The sequence below is a fragment of the Butyrivibrio sp. AE2032 genome, from assembly GCF_000702965.1.
In genome coordinates this window covers 1,251,061-1,270,314 of record NZ_JNLF01000003.1, presented here as the reverse complement: position 1 = coordinate 1,270,314, position 19,254 = coordinate 1,251,061, and the positions used below count along the sequence as shown (strand labels likewise).

General features: G+C 43.9%; 14 protein-coding genes and 1 tRNA gene. 11 read left to right on the top strand and 4 right to left on the bottom strand.

The window, feature by feature from the left end; all coding sequences use genetic code 11:
• The first annotated feature begins 24 nt into the window (after positions 1–24).
• Genes serS through deoD form a run of 3 tightly spaced genes read left to right on the top strand, consistent with a single transcriptional unit; the run spans position 25 to position 2,932 of the window.
• The gene (gene serS, locus BO18_RS07650; protein WP_034445076.1) at positions 25–1,317 is read left to right on the top strand and encodes a serine--tRNA ligase; all 1,293 of its coding nucleotides are present in this window, start codon (positions 25–27) and stop codon (positions 1,315–1,317) included.
• Between the two features lie 5 nt (positions 1,318–1,322).
• The gene (locus BO18_RS07645) at positions 1,323–2,210 is read left to right on the top strand and encodes a DUF3881 family protein (RefSeq protein WP_034445074.1); all 888 of its coding nucleotides are present in this window, start codon (positions 1,323–1,325) and stop codon (positions 2,208–2,210) included.
• A 14-nt stretch (positions 2,211–2,224) separates the two neighbouring features.
• Positions 2,225–2,932, top strand: a complete 708-nt coding sequence (deoD, locus tag BO18_RS07640; protein WP_034445073.1) for a purine-nucleoside phosphorylase — start codon at positions 2,225–2,227, stop codon at positions 2,930–2,932.
• Between the two features lie 112 nt (positions 2,933–3,044).
• Here deoD and abc-f read toward each other — a convergent pair whose 3' ends face one another.
• Both abc-f and BO18_RS07630 read right to left on the bottom strand, forming a co-directional pair.
• A complete protein-coding gene (gene abc-f / locus BO18_RS07635; protein ID WP_051688566.1) occupies positions 3,045–4,505 on the bottom strand; it encodes a ribosomal protection-like ABC-F family protein in 1,461 nt (486 codons plus the stop codon).
• Positions 4,506–4,532: 27 nt separating this feature from the next.
• A complete protein-coding gene (locus tag BO18_RS07630) occupies positions 4,533–5,819 on the bottom strand; it encodes an MFS transporter (protein WP_034445071.1) in 1,287 nt (428 codons plus the stop codon).
• 440 nt (positions 5,820–6,259) lie between these two features.
• Between BO18_RS07630 and BO18_RS07625 the strand changes: the two genes are divergently transcribed.
• A complete protein-coding gene (locus BO18_RS07625) occupies positions 6,260–7,390 on the top strand; it encodes an SLC13 family permease (RefSeq protein WP_034445068.1) in 1,131 nt (376 codons plus the stop codon).
• A 1-nt stretch (position 7,391) separates the two neighbouring features.
• On the opposite strand, the gene BO18_RS07620 is transcribed toward BO18_RS07625, so the two are convergent.
• Both BO18_RS07620 and BO18_RS07615 read right to left on the bottom strand, forming a co-directional pair.
• A complete protein-coding gene (locus tag BO18_RS07620) occupies positions 7,392–8,240 on the bottom strand; it encodes an AraC family transcriptional regulator (RefSeq protein WP_034445066.1) in 849 nt (282 codons plus the stop codon).
• A gap of 399 nt (positions 8,241–8,639) precedes the next feature.
• A tRNA-Arg gene (locus tag BO18_RS07615) sits at positions 8,640–8,713 on the bottom strand.
• A gap of 155 nt (positions 8,714–8,868) precedes the next feature.
• On the opposite strand from BO18_RS07615, the gene BO18_RS07610 reads away from it, so the two are divergent.
• The 7 genes from BO18_RS07610 (at position 8,869) to BO18_RS07580 (ending at position 19,187) form a co-directional block, all read left to right on the top strand.
• Positions 8,869–10,467: a GGDEF domain-containing protein gene (locus BO18_RS07610; RefSeq protein WP_034445064.1), complete on the top strand. Its 1,599-nt coding sequence runs from the start codon at positions 8,869–8,871 to the stop codon at positions 10,465–10,467.
• Entirely contained in the window at positions 10,467–11,528 is a 1,062-nt protein-coding gene (locus BO18_RS07605; protein ID WP_034445061.1) for an extracellular solute-binding protein, read from the top strand. The genes BO18_RS07610 and BO18_RS07605 overlap by 1 nt, the downstream gene beginning before the upstream one ends.
• A gap of 2 nt (positions 11,529–11,530) precedes the next feature.
• Positions 11,531–13,282, top strand: coding sequence for a sensor histidine kinase (locus BO18_RS07600; protein WP_034445058.1), 1,752 nt, complete (start codon positions 11,531–11,533; stop codon positions 13,280–13,282).
• Positions 13,279–14,046 carry a response regulator transcription factor gene (locus tag BO18_RS07595; protein ID WP_034445056.1) on the top strand — a complete coding sequence of 256 codons (768 nt, stop codon included), beginning with the start codon at positions 13,279–13,281 and terminating at the stop codon, positions 14,044–14,046. Before BO18_RS07600 ends, BO18_RS07595 begins: the two co-directional genes overlap by 4 nt.
• 189 nt (positions 14,047–14,235) lie before the next feature.
• Positions 14,236–15,621 (top strand): hypothetical protein, encoded by a 1,386-nt coding sequence (locus BO18_RS07590; protein ID WP_442856566.1) that lies wholly within the window; start codon positions 14,236–14,238, stop codon positions 15,619–15,621.
• A 90-nt stretch (positions 15,622–15,711) separates the two neighbouring features.
• The gene (locus BO18_RS07585; protein WP_034445051.1) at positions 15,712–17,538 is read left to right on the top strand and encodes an ABC transporter permease; all 1,827 of its coding nucleotides are present in this window, start codon (positions 15,712–15,714) and stop codon (positions 17,536–17,538) included.
• A gap of 2 nt (positions 17,539–17,540) precedes the next feature.
• Positions 17,541–19,187, top strand: coding sequence for an ABC transporter ATP-binding protein (locus BO18_RS07580; protein WP_034445050.1), 1,647 nt, complete (start codon positions 17,541–17,543; stop codon positions 19,185–19,187).
• The last annotated feature ends 67 nt before the right edge of the window (positions 19,188–19,254 follow it).

Below are 19,254 nucleotides of genomic sequence, written 5' to 3'. Positions count from 1 at the left end.
TAATATTTAGTGGAGGAGATCAAAATGATCGACATTAAGTTTTTAAGGGAAAACCCAGACGTAGTAAGGGAAAATATCAAGAAGAAGTTTCAGGATGAGAAGCTTCCACTGGTTGACGAGGTAATCGCTCTTGATGAGAAGAGAAGAACCAATCAGCAGGAAGCGGATGAGATCCGTGCTCATAGAAACAAGATCTCAAAAGAGATCGGTGCGCTTATGGCACAGGGCAAGAAGGAAGAGGGAATGGCACTTAAGGACGAAGTTGCTAAAGAGGCAAAGCGTCTTGAAGAGCTTGAAGCAAAGCAGAAGGAACTGGATGAGGAAGTAACAAACAAGATGATGATCATTCCTCAGATCATTGATGAGTCAGTTCCAATCGGTAAAGATGATTCAGAGAATGTTGAGATCCAGAAGTACGGTGATCCCGTAGTTCCTGATTTTGAGATTCCATATCATACAGATATCATGGAGAGCTTCTGTGGTATTGACCTTGATGCAGCAAGAAGAGTTGCAGGTAACGGTTTCTACTACCTGATGGGAGATATTGCAAGACTTCACTCAGCTGTTATCAGCTATGCAAGAGATTTCATGATCGACAGAGGATTTACATACTGCGTTCCTCCTTTCATGATCCACGGAAATGTTGTAGCAGGTGTTATGAGCTTCCCTGAGATGGAAGCAATGATGTACAAGATTGAAGGTGAGGACCTTTACCTTATCGGAACCAGTGAGCATTCAATGATCGGTAAGTTCATTGATCAGATTATTCCTGAGGAAGAGATGCCAATGGCACTTACAAGCTATTCTCCATGCTTTAGAAAAGAGAAGGGCGCTCATGGTATTGAGGAGAGAGGTGTATACAGAATCCACCAGTTCGAAAAGCAGGAGATGGTTGTAATCTGTAAGCCTGAGGATTCAAAGACCTGGTACGACAAGCTGTGGCAGAATACAGTAGACCTCTTTAGAACTCTTGATATTCCTGTAAGAACTCTTGAGTGCTGCTCAGGTGATCTGGCAGATCTTAAGTGCAAGAGCTGCGACGTTGAAGCATGGTCACCAAGACAGAAGAAGTACTTCGAGGTTGGTAGCTGCTCAAATCTTGGAGATGCTCAGGCAAGAAGACTTAAGATCAGAATCAAGGGCAAGGATGGAAACTATCTTGCTCACACACTTAATAATACTGTTGTTGCTCCACCAAGAATGCTTATTGCATTCCTTGAGAACAACCTTCAGGCTGACGGAAGCGTAAGAATTCCAGAAGTTCTCCGTCCTTACATGGGAGGAAAAGAAGTTCTCGTTCCAACAAAGAAGAACTAAGAATTATGCATAAATTTTTGAGAGCAGTTGGATTTTCAAAAATTAAAGACAGAAAAGAACTCACAAGTTTGATCACCAGTTCAATTCAGAATGCTCAGAAGCGCAACTATGTTACAAACAACGAAAACATGATCCTTGCAGAGTTTGCCAGAGATTATGCTGATGGTATCGGAATTGCAGTCTGTGGAGAATTTGATGATGATGATAAGTTTATTTATGAATACTATTATCCTTATCTGATTCCAAGCGCAGTAAGTACTGAAGAAGATCTGAATGTTGAACGACACGCAGCCACCTATTCCTATGCAGGAGTGTGCAACGAGCCCAGACTTGGAGTTACACTGATCTTTTATCTTCAGAATATGGTTCCATACATTAAGTATGAGAATGAGGGCAAGTTCCCAATAAGGGGAACGACCTTGAGCCTTTCAGCTCTTTCTGTAAAGGGACAGATAATGATGCCCATTGCAAAGACTGAAGAGGAAAAGGAAGTAGCCAAGAAAAAGATAAACTATCGTAACAAACTTATAAACAATGCCAGAAGGGGAGATGAGACAGCAATCGAATCTCTCACTCTGGATGATATGGATCTTTACACAACACTTTCCAAGAAAATCCGCAAACAGGATATCTATTCTCTTGTAGATACATACTTCATGCCCTATGGAGTTGAGTGCGACCAATACTCAGTACTTGGGGAAGTGCTGGAATCAAAGAAGGTCATAAATCATTTTACCGATGAAGCTGTCTACATCATGAAGATCGATTGCAACGGAATAGAGTTTGATGTTTGCATCAACGAAGCAGATCTTCTAGGTGAGCCGGCTGTCGGCAGAAGATTTAAGGGAAACATCTGGATGCAGGGCGTGATAAACTATCCAGAATCAAATTAAAGGAGAAAAAACATATGGCAACACCACACAACAGTGCAGAAAAAGGCGATTTTGCCAAGACCGTCCTCATGCCTGGGGATCCACTCAGAGCAAAGTTTATTGCAGAGAATTTCCTTACTGACGTTAAGTGTGTTAACGAAGTTAGAGGAATGCTCGGATTTACAGGTAAGTATGAGGGAAAAGAGGTATCGGTTATGGGACACGGAATGGGTATCCCTTCTATCGGTATCTACACCTATGAACTTTTCAATTTCTATGATGTAGATAACATCATCAGAGTTGGAAGTGCCGGTGGACTTCAGGATGACGTTAACGTAATGGACATCATCTTTGCTATGGGTGCTCACACAGATTCTAATTATGGATTCCAGTTTGGACTTCCAGGAACCTTTGCACCAACAGCAAGCTACAAGATCCTTGAGAAGGCAGTTTCAATTGCCAAGGAGAAAGGAGTAACTTACCATGTTGGTGATGTACTTTCTTCAGATGCTTTCTACAAGAAGTGCAACGAAAGTGAGCTCTACAGAAACTACGGTGCTCTTGCTGTTGAGATGGAAACACCAGCTCTTTACATGAACGCAGCAGAGGCTAAGAAGAATGCTCTCACAATCCTTACCTGCTCAGATCACCTGTTCAAGACAGAAGAGCTCACAGCAAAAGAGCGTGAGACCAGCTTCACTGATATGATGGAGATCGCACTTAAGACAGCAATTGCGCTTTAATTACTTAAATTAGTTACAAAGTACATCGGCGCTGTTTACCGCAGCGTCGATGACGTTCTGTACTATGATGGGCAGAGCTACTACCCATATTTTATTGTAAATACTTTTTTCCTTATTCACTTTTCTTGATCTTTCCGTCCTTAATAAGGAGCTTTTCTGTTGCCACATGATCCACAAAAGTCTTGTCGTGGGATACGAAAAGAAGCGTTCCTTCATATTCTACCAGAAGTTTTTCCAAGGCCTCAATAGAAGGAATGTCCAGGTAGTTTGTGGGCTCATCCAGTATTAGCAGGTTTACGTCCGACACAAAGAGCATGGCAAAGGACAGCTTCATTCTTTCCCCACCCGACAGCTCTTTTGCCTTCTTTCGGATATCTCTTTCAGTTAAAAGAAGTCTCGCCAGTATGATACGTGCTATGCTCTCGGACTGGATGCTCACATCCCTTACATTTTCAAGAACAGTCTTTTCCATATCTATCTGGGACATGTTCTGTCTTGCGTAGCCTATCTTGGCTCCCGGAACCACATATACTAACTCTCCCTTGTCGATAAGCTCGATCAGTGTAGTCTTTCCTGCTCCGTTCTCACCAACAAGAGCAACCTTTGACCCGTTTCGTATCATAAAGTCAGCATCATCAAAGATAAGCTTGTCATCATAACCAAAGGTAAGATGCTCACCTCTTATAACAATGGGATTCCTCGGCGGATTAGTCAATCTGAAATCAGGTCTGGCAACCGGTTCCTCCTTTGGCTTTTGCTTAACCTCCATGTGCTCGATGCGCTTTAGGACATTCTCAGCACTCTTTTCCATGTTACGAGCCTTGTCCTCCGGCTTTCTGTTTCCGCAAAGGGCAATGGCTTTAGCTTCGCTGGCTGAGATATTCTTTGGTTTTTTCTCAATGGACTTAGCCTTGGCTTTCTTTTGCCGATAGACATTTGTTAACCTTTGTTTTTCAGCCTGGTAACTTTCGTACTCGGCATATTCTGTCTTTCTTTGCTGCTCCTTTTGTTCCAGGTAATCATCGTAATTTCCATTATAAAAATGGAGCTCGCCAAAAGAAACCTCTACGATCCTGTCACATACTTCATTTAACAAGGATCTGTCGTGACTGATAAGGACCATAGATTCTATCTCTATAAGTCTCTTTTTCAAAAGCTCAACACCGGCGCTATCCAGATTTGATGTGGGCTCATCCAAAAACGCCACAGCCCTTTGACTTGAAAAGAGCTCTGCAAGTCTTATTCTGGTATCCTCACCTCCGCTGACTTTCTCCTGCCACATCTGGTCGCTGACCCCCATCTTCCCTGCCTCGGTATAATCAGTATCGAAATATGAGTTTCCGCTTCCAAACTGCTCAAAGTAAAACGGGATACAATCAAGCTTAACGCTTCCGGACGAAGGCTCTATCTGTCCGGCTAAAATCCGCAAGAGAGTTGTTTTCCCGGCTCCGTTCATTCCAACTAATCCAACCTTTTCTCCCTCATACAGATAGAACCTTTCAAAATCCAGAACTGTCTGTTCGCCATATATCTGTTTTATATTTTCTGCACTGATAAGAATTTTCTTAGACATGTCACACCTCCTTTCGAAGGAATCTGATTACATATTTCTATTATAAATTGCTTTAACGTATTTCTTGTTTCCACCGATGATCACAATAGCTGCCACAACTGCCAACATCTCAAATAGCAAAAGAACTGCTCTTTCATCGAGATACACCGTAAGAATACCAGCCATCAGCTCTGCAAAAAGTGTTCCGGCTGTGCTAAGCACCTGAAAAGCACCGTTAAATCTGCCTTTCTTTTCATCGGGAACATAGCTCTGAGTTGAAGATATCCTTATGGTGTAGCTTGTGACTCCTCCAATTCCAGTCAGGAAGGAGAGGACCATGGCAACTGCCACAGGAGTATAAAGATATAATCCCTCGCAGATTCCCAGCATTATGTAGACCACAAGAGCTATGTAAAACTTATATTTTGTAGGCAGCTTTTTTCTGTAATGGAACCATCCGCCAATACCTCTTCCCACAAATGCCATTCCGAATATGCACATAAAGAGATACTCTCCATTTGGAAAATTACTCTTAAAGTAGGGAAGGCATATTACATTAGATGCTCCCCCAGCGATATTGCTAAACAGGAAGTACAGTGCAATTGCCAGAAGTCCTTTTTCGGAAAAGAGATATCTAAAGCCCTCTTTGATATCCACAAGTATCCTCTGCACATGACCCAGGTTTTCACCTTCTATCGACTTCTTTTGCTTTTCAATGTACTTTTCCTCTGCCTCAATGCGCATCTCCAAAGTTGCAGCAACAAGGAAACATACGGCATTGGCCATCATAAGTGGCCCCATACCAAACATGTTGTAAAAGAATGTGGCCACAGGAACCATGAAAACTGCCAAGGTCTCAAGCACACTGGCTATGGAATAGGCTTTTGAGTAATTTCCCTCCGAGATCAGCAGTGGATAAAAACTGTCATAAGCCACCATATAAATGCTGCTCACTGATCCAACTGTCAGGCTAAACAGTGCAAATATTGGGAAACTGAACCATCCGCTGGTAAGCAGAATTGCCATGAGTAAATATAATCCGCCCATCATAAAGTCTAAAGTGTATATCATCTTTTTCCTTGAAAACCTGTCAAGGATAGCTCCTGAAAAAATGGGAACCAGAAGCTGTGGTACAGTATAGGTCATAAGGTATATGGCATAGAGCATGGTTGATCCGGTAAAATCTAGGACCATAAGACTCATTGCAAAGCCAGCCATACTGTTTCCAAGCATTGAAACTACGCTGCCAATTGTTATTATGGTAAAGTCCCTTGTCCATAAGGGGTTCTTGACCGTTAATTCTTTTGAAATTTCTTTTGATAAATTTGTTTCCATTATGTCCTCCTAAGCAAGTCAAAATAATAATTTCGCGGCAATAAAAAATCCGCCTGCGTTACGCAAACGGATTCACTAAATCATATTACTATACCCTGAGCCTGCCTTGAAAACAAAGGCTTTATCTTAGAAAACGGGCTTTATCCCACAAAAAAAGCACCTATTCCCGGTATCAGAATATGCAATAAATGACATGATCCACAACATAAGAACAAACATTGTCCTTACTACTAAGCGCAACGCAATAACCCTTTCGGGCAAGTGTTTTACTTATTGAATCAATATCACCTACGCAACATCCCTCTCTACCTCCGAATTGTGCTTGGAAACTTACTAAATTTATATGTAACACGTTTGCCTGGATTAGTCAACCCGGTGATTTGAAGAAACATTATTTTGTGGTAATATAGTAGGCGTTGTTTAGAAAGAGGTAACATTCAATGAATAATATAAAGAAAAAGATACACAAGCCTGATACTGTTCTGACCATCGCCTGGGTACTGGCGATAATCTCAGCTTTTTTTGTACATCCCGGAAAAGAGTATCTGGGATATATTGACTTTAGGTCTCTTGGAATCCTTTGGGGACTGATGGTAATAATCCAGGGACTTAAGGAAAATGCAGTATTTGAAAAGATTGCCGGAGTTCTTTTATCAAAGGTAAAAAACGGATGGCAGCTTTCTGCTGTACTGATCTTCATGTGCTTTATTGGAAGTATGCTGATCACTAATGATGTGGCGCTGATCACCTTCGTTCCCTTTGCACTTATGATCCTTCATGACTGCAACAGAGAAGATATGATGATCCCAACGGTAGTACTTCAGACTGTGGCAGCGAATCTTGGTAGCATGCTGACTCCTATAGGAAATCCTCAGAACCTTTATCTCTATGGCCTTACAGGTATGGGACTTGGGAAATTTATCCTGACACTTCTTCCTTACAGCCTTGTTTCAGCACTCCTTTTGGTTGCAGCTCTTTTTCTCTTAACGCCTGACAGGCAAAAGAGCCTTTCCACCAGCAAGGATTCAGTTATCACCAGCAACTTTGGAAGTAAGCGCCAGATCATAATCTATGGCGTGCTTTTTGTGATAGCTCTTTTATCCGTTGTAAGAATCCTTCCCTGGTATGTGTTTGCAATCATAGTGCTTGTAATTGTTGGCGGAATGGATTTCAAGATCCTTTTCAGAGCTGACTATATACTGCTGCTGACCTTTATTGGTTTCTTTATCTTTACAGGAAACATGGGAAATATTGGTGCCATAAGCTCTTTTCTTCAAAGGGTACTAAGTGGAAGGGAGTTTGCAATTTCAATTGCCTTAAGCCAGGTCATCAGTAATGTTCCTGCTACATTGATGCTCTCAGGATTTACCACCAATTACAAAGACCTTCTTCTTGGAGTTAATGTTGGAGGACTGGGAACACTTATTGCATCCATGGCATCGCTGATTTCTTATAAGGCCTATAGTAAGGAATATAGAGAAAACAGCGGCAAATACCTGTTGGTATTCACCGCTGTTAACGTAGTATTCCTTATTATTCTGGTTTGTTTTGCACTACTTTTAGGTCGCTGAATCAGGCCTTAACAGGAACCCAGATTTCTGAGTAGTAGTCAGGGTCCTGAGTTCCAAGCTTGTACTTGGTCTCGTCGGTGTAAAACTCAATGTTGAATCCTGCAGCGATCTCATAGTTGCTGGCAGGGAGCCACTCATTAAATACTTGGGTGTTGACGTCCTGAAGAGCCTTTGGCATAGCGCCTCGGCAAGGGAACACAGCCCAGGTGTATTCTGGTATTTCTTTTACCTCATAGCCCTTTGAGGCTGCCAGGTCTTCGTTATAATCATCTGCGATCATGTAGCGGAACTCATCTCCGGGAACTTCATCATCAAGGCAAACGCCATACATCCCCATAAGCTTGTTATCACTGCCAGAAAAGACTTCATCCCAGAACTTGGGGATTGTTGTGTAGCCATCTCCATAACCGATTATCCTTGATACGCCCATTACCTTAAATGCCAGTTTCTTTTCAATTCTGTACTCCATTGTTTTTCCTCCGTATAATGTCAGTTTGATATGCAGTGGTGCAAAGGATTTTATATTCGCACCATTCGTCCTTACATCAGTTGGGGTACTTCCATGAAATCTTGTAAACGCCTTGGTGAAGCTGTCTGCTGAGTCATAGCCGTACTTCATTGCCAGGTCGATCACCTTGATGTCTGTAGAGAGCAGTTCTTCTCCTGCAAGGGAGAGCCTTCTCATTCGAACATATTCACCAACGGTTAGTCCGCACAGCATGGAAAAGCCCTTTTGGAAATAAAACGCGGATGTATTCACTTCCTTGGCAATCCTGCCCACCGTCAGATCTTCAGTGATGTTCTCTTCAATAAACCTTATGGCGTCTTCAATGATCTTGCTCCAGTTCATAAATAACCTCCAACTTGATTGTAACTTTAGTATAGAGGTCTTGTACATACTGTTCCCGACAAAAAATGCTTTCTTTTGTCGGCAATAGTAGTGTACGAAGAATAATCCGTAAATAACGATCATTGTCGCCATGTTCAAACTCGGAAGCAGAGCTTCCTTCGTCGCGGGCTGGCGGAGCAGAAAAAGACTACAAGCCATGCACGAACTCGGAAGCAGAGCTTCCTTCGTCGCGGGCTGTCGCCATAGAAAAAGACCACAAGCCATGCTCAAACTCGGAAGCAAAGCTTCCTTCGTCGCGGGCTGTCGCCCTATAAAAAAGGATACATAAAAGCTCTCTCGTGAGTAAACTCCCGTCGAGCTTTATGTATCCTTTTTTGCATGGCTTGTAGCCTTCGCGAATGTTCCCGATGCGATTCGAACGCACGACCTTTCGCTTAGGAGGCGAACGCTCTATCCTGCTGAGCTACGGAAACATGCAATAAGTATATTATCACAAAGATGGTGTTAAATCAAGGCAGACAGGGCAGGAGGGAGGCTTTGGAATTACAAAGTGCAAAGGTTAAGAAAAGTGTAGTAAAATATAGATATGTTGATATCGTAAAATGGTATGTTTTCTTATAGGTGGCTTATGAGAGATAACAGTGCAACTAATCAAAAATCTCTGACCGGGAAAAAGAGTGAGAGCCTGCTCTTTAAGTTTGGCGTGGCTTTTGCGGTATTTACTGTGGTTACACTGGTCCTTGGAGGAATTGCAACATACAGACTCCAGGAGAGGATCTATGAGCAGAGGATAGAGGATAACGTCAAGAATCTGTCAGAATATCTGCAGGCTCTGATAAAAGCTGATGGAGAGGACTTTATCCAATATCAGGAGTATATGAAGGAGCATGGGGACGAAGTACTTATCCCTTTTGATTTTGACGGAGATTACCTGCCGGCGCTGGACAGGTATCAGAAGCTTTTTGCTGAGCAGTACCCGGGAAAAGTCCTGGGCTATGATATCTCTTTTGACGAGCTGTCTGATGAAGTGAAAAATGCCTTTGCGGTTTATACACATGAATACTGGCTTTATGTGTTTGAGTCTGCGACTAAAGTGTTCGAAGTGGACTACACCTACTATGTAACATCAACAGGTGAGCCTTATCATATGTACTACGTCATAGATGCTGTGCGAGAAGAAAAAATTGTTGATGGCAAGTCCTGCATAAATGTTTGCATGGACATTTATGAGGCTGCGGACCGATTCCCTGTTATGTGGAAAGTATGGGAAACAGGAGAGATACTTCCAGAGCATGATGAGGTAAGCAACGAGTACGGACATGTATATACCTACTATTATCCGCTGTATATATATGGGGAAAAGATGGGAATCATCGCCGTTGATGTGCCAATTTCCTCAATCAATGCTACAATACTTCGTAATACTCTTATTCTTATAACCACAATGGGATTCATTCTTATAGTAGGCGTAATTCTTACCCTCGCTTTCATGGAGAGGAATTATATTGCAAAGCTGGAAGCCCTGGTAACTAACATCAAAAAGTATACAAAGACCAAGGATCCAAAGATTGCCCATGTTATCGAGTATGATGCCAGAGGCGGCGACGAAATCTCAGCCCTTGCGAATCATACGGCAGAAATGATGCTTGAGATGGATAAGTTCATGAAGCATCTTAGCACAGCCACCAACGAGCTGACGGAGACCAGAAGGCAGGCCAGCGAGCTTCAGGCCCTGGCCAACAGAGATGCCCTTACCGGTATCAGAAACAGAAGCGCCTACGAGGATGAGATCAGGAAGCTTGAGTGGGATGTGGCTGGAGGAGAAGATAAATTCGGTCTTGCAATGGTAGACCTTAACAATTTAAAGGCCATCAACGAAGAGCACGGACACGACAGCGGAAATACCGCGATAAAAGAGCTGTGTATGCTGGTTTGTAATGTATTCAAGCACTCACCGGTATTCAGAATTGGTGGAGACGTATTTGCCGTTATCCTGAAAAACAGCGATTATGAGAACGTAGAGAAACTGGTGGAGGAACTGTATGCAGAGATAGACAGGCGCCTTGCAGATGACAGTCTTGAACCCTGGCAGCGGATTTCTGCGGCTATCGGAGTAGCTCTTTTTGATCCTGAGAAGGACTTCACCGTATCAGATGTGTTTAAGAGGGCTGACACAAACATGTACAAACGAAAAGAGGAAATGAAAGCCCGGGAAAGTAACAGTTAATGAACATTTTCATTGATCAGACAAAACGACTAATAAGAATAGTGACAATTCTGACGGCAGGAGCAGCAATGCTTCTGCTTTCGTCGTGCGCAGGAACCGAGCGTCAAAAAGCCATACAGGAGCTCTCCGAGCGTTACAATGTCCCTGAAGAAAAGCAGCTCATCGTCTACACCTCCCACAAGGAAGAGGTGTATCTGCCGATAATAAGGGAGTTTGAGAACAGGACCGGAATCTGGGTGGAAATTCACGCAGGTGGTACGGCCGAGATGCTCTCTCAGGTAAAAGAGGCTTCGGCAATCGGTCAGTGCGACATTATGTTTGGAGGCGGAATCGAAAGCTACGAGGCCCAAAAGGATCTTTTCACTGCCTATGAGACAGCGGGAAAAGAGAATCTGGACCCCAATTACGTTGACGCGGATGATTTCTGGACTCCCTTCACGGAGCTACCTATAGTTTTTATCTACAACCAAAAACTCGTATCCTATTCAGAGGTCCCAAAGACCTGGCAGGAGCTGTTTGACGACAAGTGGAAGGGCCAGATCTCTTTTGCTGATATAACAAATTCCGGAACCAGTTATACCATTATCTCCACCATGGAACAGATATTTAACGAGAGCGCTGAAAGCCTGGTGCCTAGGTTTTATGAGCAGTTGGATGGAAAGGTCTTAAATTCCTCAGGTCAGGTTATACCTAAGGTTACAGACGGAACCTATCTCATAGGGATAACCCTTGAGGAGACAGCAAGGAAAGCCATGGATCAGGGCGAAGACATAGACATGGTTTACCCGGAGGATGGGACCAGCGCAGTTCCCGACGGCTGTGCCATGGTAAAGAATGCGCCACACAGCTATAATGCAGGAAAATTCATTGATTTTGTGGTGGGATACGACACCCAGAAATATGCCCAGGATAAGTTCTATCGAAGGTCAGTAAGAAAGGACCTTGGACAGTCCATGGGAAACACCATAAATCTCATAAAATTTGATGTTCAGAAGTCTGCCAGAGAAGAGGAAGAGGTCTTTTCTCTCTGGAATGCCCTTAGAGGGCAGGAAGGAGAGTGAGTATGGGATTTGTGAGACAGTCCTTTAAGAGGCAGATCTTCGTAGTATTCCTGGCAGTAACTCTTTTCCTGGTCATCTTTGGTGGAATCCTTACAGTTCAAGGCTTCCAGGCAAGGGTGGTTGCTGACTACGAGAGGATGGATGCCCAGCAGGAAGAGCTGGTATCCGGAAGGGTTTTGGATCTTCTGGAAAGATCTGAGGCAACCCTTGATGCCATCTCCCAGAACGAAGTGCTTAGGAATTCCTTTTTTAAGGGAAGAAAGAATTCACTGGAAATATATTCAAACCTTTATGAGGTAACTCAGGATATAAGGACCTTCTCTGTGGTGGATCTGTACATCGGAAGCAGATGTATGTACAGCACAAGAAGTGGTTACAAGTCAGATCCCCTTCCTGATTATTACTCGGTTTTGTATGATGCCAAAAACAGCGGCGGAAAGACAGTTTATGCCCTGGATCCGGGAAATGCTTCGGAGTCCGGTGCAGCTCTTTTGATCGCAAGGCGTATCGTAAATAAGGATGAGCCGGGATATGCGGTAATAAGGATTGAGCAAAGCAGTCTTAAGGAGCAGCTGGGAGGAAGCTTAAATTCAAGGGATGGCTTCATGCTGACCAACGAGCATTTTAGGCCATTTTGCATGATGGGTACAACTCAGGATGGAACAGTTCTTTCGGGGATCAGGAGAAATCTCTTTTCCGGGCAGCTATACAATGCGGGATTTGAGAGCAATATCTATATCACACCAATGGGAGACACAGGGCTCCTTAGTGTTTATGTCACACCTCCTGCTTTGGACGAGACAGCTGTAAGGGCAGGCTATCAGATCATCTTGTTGTTGGCAGTTATAAGTGTTATAGTCTGTCTTGTTGTGGCAAACAGGATGAGTAACTACGTTTCAAAGCCCATAGCTACTCTGGCAGCAGGAATGAAGCGCTTTAGAAAGGGTGACTTTGATGCCAAGATAGAGCTGGAGCGTGAGGATGAGTTCGAGCAGCTGGCTGTTGGTTTTAATAAGATGACAACCAAGCTGAAGGAAACCATGGAAGAGAGAGTGGCTGCAGAGAGAAAGGTCAACGAGACCAGGATCGAGATGATGCAGGCTCAGCTTAATCCTCACTTCTTGTACAACACTCTTGATACCATCAAGTGGGTGGCTAAGGCCAATCAGGTGCCGGAGGTTGCCACAATGTCGGCTTCACTGGCAGGGATCCTTCGGACCAGCATCTCCCAAAACCAGTTCGTGAAGCTCTCTGAGGAGATAAAGCTCATCGAGAACTACTGCGAGATCCAGAGGATCAGGTTTGATGACAAGTTTGATATAACCATAGATATTCCTGATGAGATAATGGAGGCCATCATCCCCAAGCTGATATTACAGCCGATAGTTGAGAATGCCATAATACATGGAATGGATGAGATGGAAAACGGTCACATATATGTGGCAGCCATAAGGGAAAAGGGCACTGATGACAAACCGGACCTTTTGAAGATCTCAGTTCAGGACAACGGAAAGGGCATTAGCGATGAGATGCTGACAGCCCTTAACAATGATGATCCCGAGACCTTGAAGGGACATCTTGGCCTTAACAATGTAAATACCATCATCAGACTCTACTATGGCAAGGAGTATGGAGTGCTGGCTGTAAGGCCCTCAGGTGGCGGAACAGTCATGATCGTAACTTTGCCCTATTCGGAAAAAGAGCCAGTAAGAGCTGATGATAAGACGACCATAGATACAAAAGGTGAGACATGACAAAGGTTTTGATAGTTGACGATGAGAAATACGTGAGAATGGGAATAAGGAGTGAGACCGACTGGGCCCTTATCGGGTGTGAGGTTGTGGCAGAGGCTTCAAACGGGGAAGAAGCTCTTTTAATGGCAGACGAGTTTCGCCCGGACCTTGTGGTATCTGATATCAGAATGCCAAAGATGGACGGCATTGCTCTGGCAGAAAAGCTCCTTGAAAAATATCCCGGGACCAAGGTTATATTCCTTACTGCCTACAATGAATTTGAATATGCAAGACAGGCCATAAGGATCGGTGTCTCGGATTATCTTTTAAAGCCCTTTCAGGACGGCGAGTTGGAGGCCTCAATTCAGAGGCTTCTGCACCTTCATCCCAATGCTCCCGCCTCGTCAAAAGAGCTTGAGGAGAAGCTTATACCTCTTAAGAAAAAGGAAGACATTTCCAATAGATACGTTCAGACAGCCATAGCCTATATTGAGGAGCACTTTGCTGAGATGGACTTTTCTGTGACTGGGCTTGCCCAGTCTATGGGAGTCAGCGACGGACACATAAGCAGGCTATTTAAGGCAGAGACAGATGTGAGCATAAACAACTATCTCACCAAATACCGCATCAGAATGGCCATGGACTATCTTAAGGATGTCCAGGTGAAGGTATACGAGGTTGCAGAGAAGGTTGGATATCAGGATATTGCATACTTTTCCAACACCTTTAAGAAGCTTGTGGGTCGCACCCCGTCTGACTATCAGACCAAGGGTCTCATGGAATGATAAGAAATTTATAAATAAAATGTTAAAAATTTACAAATAATATCAGAATTGTCTTCTGCAAATAAAAAACTGATACAACTACAATGTAGTTAACATGAAACAGCGTGTTAACTACATTTTTTTGTGCACGCATTAAAAGGAGGGTTAAAAGTGAAAAAGAAAGTATTATCTACAGTCTTAGCATTCACAATGGTTGTATCTGCTCTTGCAGGTTGCGGAAGCGCAGCAACAGGAACAACAACTACATCAGACACTCAGCAGACAACATCTGATGCCGGAACAGCTACAGATAACACAGCAGCTGCAACAGCTACAGAGACAGCAGCTCCTGCAGCAGAGCTTACAGGAATCGATGCCATCATCGCTGAGGCAGAAACAATGTCAATGGAAGAGCTTGCAAAGAAGGCTATCGAAGAGTCAAACGGCAAGACCTTCTACGGCGTAGGAAACTCCAGCCGTGGTAAGTCAGCACTTCCAGTATTCATCGAGTACTTACAGTCAATCGATCCATCCTACACAATGGAATTCGAGTGGCAGCAGCCAAAGAACAACAAGATCTTCGAGCAGCTCACATCTGATTCCCTTAAGAGCGAAGGCACATTTGCAATGACTCTTATCCAGGATGGTAACCAGATCCAGTCAAAGATGGTTGACACCGATATCCTTAAGACATTCATTCCTAAGGAGTGGGCAGAGGCTAACAGCACAACAGCTGATGCGTATACAGGATTCCTTCCACTTCAGACACTTAACAAGGTATTCATGTACAACAACAACGGCTCAGCTAAGTTCACAAACTGCTGGGACTTCGTATATGAAGGATCACATCCTCTTTTCATGGGTGTTGATTCTGAGATCGTAGGAAAGAACTTCCTTATGATGCTCACAGAAGACAAGTACGCTACATGGCTTAAGGAAGCTTATGATAAGCTTGATGACACAAAGAAGGCATACTTCGAGCCTACAATCCAGGCAATGCAGGCTGATGCTAACGACCTTGGTCTTGGCGCAAACGGCGCTTATGCTCTTGCATGGATCAAGCTCTGGGTTAACAACTATAACGAGCAGACTGATGACGGCCCTATCTGCAACACACTTGTAGATGCTTCAGCTAAGGATCAGTCAGGACTCCTTGTTTATTCAAAGCTTCGTTCAGTTGAGGAGTCAGCTACAGTATCAGTTAACAACATCGACGTAGCAGCTTATCAGGATGGCTACACAGGAATCGGCGGATACGGTTACTGCCACTACCTGTTCCTTACAAAGAACTCTCCACTTCCTTGGACAGCATGCGCATTCATCGCTTACATGACATGCACAGAAGCTGGTTTCGAAGCTTGGGGTAAGGACATGGGCGGATACTCATCCAATCCTAACGTAGCTAAAGAAATCGAAGATAAATTCCATCACTCACAGGGTGGCGGAGATGAGTTCCCTGCAAAGAATGACCGTGGATATGACTGGTGGACAACAGACGGCGAGCTCGTTCTCGAGGATCCTGTTTACTGTTCAGAAGTTTCATTCTCAGTTGGTAGCTGGATCGACGTGCTTGATCACTATGCACCAGGCGAGTGATAAAAGTAGATTTTCAGGTCACAAGGGCTCATGAAGCCCTTGTGATTTTTCAAAGTAACCCCAAATAAAGGGATGCTCAAAGGAGACAACATGCAGACAATCGCAAAACCAGACAAAAGTGCGATTTTCAAGAATAAGGTAAAGACATGGTTTTCCCAACCTCAGAACATTATACTTTTGCTGTTTGGGATTGTTCTGACCTTCAGTACGGTCGCACCTATCGTCGCAATCGTTAAGGATACCTTCAGTATCCATCCCGGAACCATTGACCAGCACTTAACCGGTCGGGTTACAGGATACACAATAGTAAACTACATAGATCTTTTTACCAGCAGACTTGCAAAGACAAATCTCTGGTTACCTCTTTTAAACACAGTAATTCTTTCAGTATTAACCTGCCTCATTTCAATCCTGTTCGGTGGACTTTTTGCTTTCCTGGTAACAAGGACTGATATGAAGTTCAAGAAGTACTTAAGTTCAATCTTCATTTTCCCATATATCATGCCTCAGTGGACACTGGCTGTTGTTTGGCAGCACATGTTCTACTCAAACAAGGTTACGGGAACTTCAGACGGGCTTCTTGCAGCTATTTTCCATGTTTACTTCCCCCACTGGTGGTGTCAGGGCGTGTTCCCAAGTGCCATGGTTCTTGGCCTTCACTACGCACCCTTTGCTTACATCCTCATCGGCGGAATCTTCAAGAACATGGATGCAAACCTTGAGGAAGCAGCAACAATCCTCGATACACCAAAGTGGAAGATAATGTTTAAGGTAACACTTCCAATGATCAAGCCTGCGATCCTTTCAACGATCCTTCTTGTTTTCGGAAGCGCAATGGGAAGCTATCCTGTTCCTCATTACTTAAACCTTACAACACTTTCAACCAAGTACATCTCCATGAACAGTAAGTACACAGGTGAAGCTTCTATCCTGGCCATCATCATGATGGTATTCGGAGTGCTGATCCTTGGTATGAACCAGATGAGCTTAAAGAGCCGTAAGAACTACACCACAGTAACAGGTAAGTCCGGTCAGCTCACAAAGCTCTCCATCGGAAAAGCCGGAAAGTACATTGTGGGAATCATCTTCATAATCATTACTTTCTTTACAAGTATCTGGCCAATCCTTCTGTTCGCACTGGAGACCTTCCTGCCTAACCCAGGTGACTACAGCTTCCTGTACACAGGAAACCTGGCACACCTGACAACAAAATGGTGGGTAACAAACGAGAACATTACAGAGAACGGCATGTACGGTCAGCCCGGTATCCTGTACAACAACACAATCTGGCACGCCTTCTTCGGAACCTTGTTCCTGGCAGTTGTCTGTGCACTTATCGCAGGAACAATCGGTACACTCATCGGTTATGCCGTAGCTAAAAAGAGAAGAAACAAGTGGGCAAACTACGTAAACAATGTGGCATTCCTTCCTTACCTTATGCCATCAATCGCAGTTGGTGCAGCCTTCTTCATCCTCTTCTCCAACGAGCACATCAATCTGTTCAATACATATACACTGCTGATCATTGCAGGTGTAGTTAAATACATACCATTTGCTTCCAGGAGTTCCCTTAACTCCATGCTCCAGATCTCCAACGAGCTGGAGGAAGCAGCAATAATCATGAATACATCATGGATAAAGAGAATGACAAGGATCATCATTCCGATCCAGAAGTCTTCCATCATAAGCGGATATCTTCTTCCATTTATGACCTGCCTTCGTGAGCTGTCATTGTTCCTGCTTCTTTGCACACAGGGCTTTATCCTTTCAACAACACTGGACTACTTCGATGAGATGGGTCTTTACGCATTCTCAAGTGCCATCAACCTGATCCTCATCGTTACGATCCTGGTATTCAACACATTAGTAAACAAACTGACAGGCGCAAGTCTTGACAGTGGCATAGGAGGAAAGTGATCATGCCGGAAATAATCTTAGAAAATATAACAAAGCGCTGGGGAAAATTCTTTGGTGTAGACAATGTAAGCCTTAATATCCCCGACAATTCTTTTATCACACTTCTGGGACCATCAGGCTGTGGAAAGACAACAATCCTTCGTATGATCGCAGGACTTGAGACTCCAACTGAAGGTCGTATCACCATCGGAGACAAGGTGGTATTTGATTCAAACGCAGGAATCAATGTGCCTGCCAACAAGCGTAAGGTTGGATTCCTTTTCCAGAACTACGCCCTTTGGCCAAACATGACAGTTTACGAGAACATCTCTTTTGGTCTTAAGAATATCCATGAGGAGATGCCTGTACTGGACGTTGAAGCCAAACAGACAGCTGACATGGTCAGAGCCCTTGCTAACGGCAACAAGGTAAAAGAGATAATAGAGGAATGCAGGGATAAGAACGGAAAGCTTGACGAGAACAAGGCATACGTTAAGCTCATCGACAACTACAACCTGTCAATCTATACAGCAAAAGAGCTGTTTGGAATAGGGATACATACAGCAGCAGATCCAACTGTGACTGCAAAGACAAAGCTTGCTGAGTACGAGAGCAAGCTTTCAGGAATTAAAGCCCGTTATGAAAAAGAGGGAAAAGCACTTAACGAGAAGTTCGAAGTAACAAAGAACGGACAGGTAGTACTGGAGAACAGAAAGCTCTCCAAGGAAGAGATCGACTCAAGGGTCAGAGCATGTTCAAGGATCGTTAAGATCGGAATGTTCATGGACAGATACCCTGCAGAGCTTTCCGGCGGACAGCAGCAGAGAGTTGCCATCGCCAGAACCCTTGCTCCGGAGCCACAGGTTCTCTTCATGGATGAGCCACTTTCAAACCTTGATGCAAAGCTTCGCCTTGAGATGAGATACGAGCTCCAGAGACTCCATGTAGAGACAGGTTCAACCTTTGTATACGTAACTCATGACCAGATGGAAGCTATGACACTGGCAACAAGGATCTGCCTTGTAAGTAACGGTGTTCTTCAGCAGTACGCAGCACCACTTGAGGTTTATAACAGACCTTCAAACCTCTTTGTTGCAGACTTCGTTGGAAATCCTTCCATGAACTTCGTAGATGCAAAGGGAACTCAGCAGAGCGACGGAAGTATTGCAGTTGACATCCTTGGAGGAATCAAGGCAAAATTTGTTCCTACAGAGAAGATAGATCTTGTAAACTGGCGTGAAGAAAGAGATAAGGCAGCTGCTGACAAGGCTGAGTTTGAGCGCCAGAGACTCCAGCAGAAGGGCGCTGTTGAAAAGAGCAACAAGGACGAAGTATTTAAGTACCATATCCAGAAGGTTGAGGAGCAGGATGATTCCATCATGGACGAGCCTGTGATCACTGATGAGGACTTCGTAATCGGAATCAGACCTGAAGCAATCGATATCGATGCAAATGGTAAGATCGACACAACTGTTTATGGCGCAATGCCTACAGGAATGGAGTCAACTCTTAAGCTCAAGGTTGGAGAGTTCCTTCTTACCAGTGTTATCTTTGGTGGCGTGATCTATCAGATCGGTCAGGAAGAGAAGATCAATATAAGTGGAAAAGACATTCTTCTCTTTGACAGAAGATCAGGAAAACTCATTTGTTCAGGAAGCCTTGAACTGTAAAACGCAGCATTTAAGTGGTAAGATAGATAGGTAAAACTATCTATCTTACTTTTTTGTTGGGAGGATT